Genomic DNA, 2701 nt, shown 5'->3' with positions numbered 1-2701 from the left:
CGCCCCTGTCCTACGCCCAACAGCGGCTGTGGTTTTTGGACCGTCTGGAGGGCGGCAGCGGGCACTACAACATGCCTGCGGCCTTGCGCTTGAGCGGGGTTTTGGAGGTGGACGCGCTGCGCCGTGCCCTGGACCGGATCGTTGAGCGTCATGAGGTTCTGCGGACCCGTTTCGTCGAGGTGGAGGGAGCGGTGCATCAGGTGGCGCGGCCTGCGCTGCGGGTGCCGGTGGAGTTGATTGACCTGACGGCGCAGCCGAGCGAAGCGCAGCAGCGCGAGGTGCAGGCACGTGCGCGCGCCGATGCGCAGCGCGCGTTCGATCTGCAGCACGATCTGCTGCTGCGGGTGCAGCTGTTGCGCTTGTCGGACGACCAGCACGTGGTGCTGTTCAACATGCATCACATTGCCTCCGACGGCTGGTCGCAAGGCGTACTGATCCGCGAGCTGAGCGCGCTGTATGCGGCCTTTGTCGCGGGTGGTGAGGATCCGCTGCCTGCGCTGCCGGTGCAGTACGCCGACTACGCGGCGTGGCAGCGTCAATGGCTGCAGGGCGAGGTGCTGGAGCGCGAGCTTGGCTACTGGCGCGAGCGGTTGGCCGGAGCGCCGTCGGTGCACTCGCTGCCGCTGGATCATGCGCGACCGGTACAGCAGCGCTTTGTCGGTGGCTTGCTTGAGCGGCGGCTGCCTGCGGCGCTGTCGACGCAGCTGCAGGACTACGCGCGTGCGCAGGGCGCCACGTTGTTCATGGCGCTGCAGACCGCGTTTGCGGTGCTGCTGGCGCGCTACAGCGACGAGTCGGACATCGTGATGGGCACCAGCACGGCCGGTCGCACGCATCAGGATGTAGAGGGCCTGATCGGCTTCTTCATCAACACGCTGGTGCTGCGCACCGAGCTCGACGATAACCCGGGCTTTGCGCGCGCACTGGCGCGCAGCCGGCAGCGGATCCTCGAAGCCTACGGCCATGCCCAGGTGCCGTTCGAGATGCTGGTCGAGACGCTGCGCCCGGAGCGCAGCTTGAGCCACAACCCGCTGGTGCAGGTGTTGTTCTCGTTGAACAACGTCGAGGCGGGCGAGCTGCAGCTGGCCGGCCTGTCGTTGACACCGCTGGGTGTCGACGAGGTGGGCTCGCAGTACGACCTTGAGCTGAACGCGCGCGAGAGCGCCGCAGGCATCGCTCTGGGCTGGCAATACAACGTCGACCTGTTCGAGCCGGCCACGATCGAGCGTCTGGCGGAGGCGTTCGAGCAGCTGCTGACGCAGGTGCTGGCGCATCCCGATGTCGGCGTCTGGGAACTGGACCTTGGCAGCGCACGCGAGCGCCAGGCCCAAGCCGAATGGAATGCCGCGACGGCGGCGTATGCGGCCGAGGGCGCGTTGCACCATGCGGTCGAACAGCAGGCGCAGCGGACACCGGAAGCGATCGCAGTGCACAGCGCGGAGGGCGTGCTCAGCTACCGCAGCCTCAACGAGCGCGCGAATCGTGTCGCCCACCTGTTGCGCAGCCAAGGCGTCGGCGACGGCCATCTGATAGGGCTGTGTGCCGAGCGCAGTCTGCAGCAGCTGATCGGGCTGCTGGCGATCCTGAAATCCGGCGCGGCCTATGTGCCGCTCGACCCGCAGCAACCGCAGGCGCGGCTGCAGGAAATCATCGACGAGTCCGGCATCGAGCGGGTGCTGTGCCAGAGCCAGTGGCAGGACGAGCTGACCCTGGAGACGATGCTGATCCCGCTCGACGGCGGGCTGGCCGAGCGGCTGTACGCGAGCCAGCCGGCGAGCGACCCCGAGATGGCGCGTGGCGGCGATGCGCTGGCCTACGTGCTGTATACATCGGGTTCGAGCGGGCGGCCCAAAGGGGTCGAGGTCTCGCATGCAGCGGTGCTGGATTACTGTGCCGGCGCCCGCGCGCGCTACTACGCGGAGTCGCTGAGCGGCGCGTACCTGATGACCAGCCTGGCGTTCGACTTGACGGTGCCGAGCGTGTATCTGCCATGGCAGAGTGGCGGGCGCATCGTGCTGGCGGCGGCCGGCGATGAAATGGGCGCCGGCTGGGCCGGGCTGAGCGATGAAGCGCAGCCGTGCCTGGTGCGGCTGACGCCGAGCCACATTCGCCTGCTGACGCTGCCGGCGCGCTGGACATCGACGGTGCCCCACGTATTCGTGATCGGCGGCGAAGCTCTGGCGGGCGCCGACCTGGCACGGCTGCGCGCGCACTTTCCGCAGGCGCGGCTGTTCAATCACTACGGCCCGACCGAAGCGATCGTCGGCTGCAGCGCGTACGACGCGAGCGACGACCAGTTCAGTACCGCGGTGCCGATCGGGCGGCCGCTGCCGAACGCGCGGCTGTACGTGGTGGGCCGGCACGGCGCACGGGCGCCGCAGGGCGCCCCGGGCGAGCTGTACGTGGGACGCCGCGCGCTGGCGACGGGCTACCGTGGTCAAGCCGAACTGACCGCCGAGAAGTTCGTCGTCGATGGCTACGGAAACGACGGCCGTCTGTATCGGACCGGCGATCGCGTGCGTCAGCGCAGCGACGGCGAGCTCGACTACCTCGGCCGCATCGACCAGCAAGTCAAACTGCGCGGGTATCGGATCGAACTGGGCGAGATCGAAGCACGGCTGGCAGAGCAGCCGGACGTGCAGGCCTGCGCGGTGAACGTGCGGCAGGACGGCGCCGCCGGCGACTGGCTGGTGGCCTACAT

General features: G+C 68.8%; 1 protein-coding gene. It reads left to right on the top strand.

Going from position 1 to position 2701, the window contains the following annotated elements; all coding sequences use genetic code 11:
• Positions 1-2701: amino acid adenylation domain-containing protein (locus ACIQ7H_RS22240; protein ID WP_395795689.1), on the top strand; the 2701-nt coding region annotated here is incomplete at both ends.

It is taken from the genome of Aquimonas sp., from assembly GCF_044377145.1.
In the GTDB taxonomy this organism is placed as follows: domain Bacteria; phylum Pseudomonadota; class Gammaproteobacteria; order Xanthomonadales; family Xanthomonadaceae; genus Aquimonas.
Note: the sequence above shows the minus strand (reverse complement) of the source record. Positions and strands in the feature narration are given on the sequence as shown.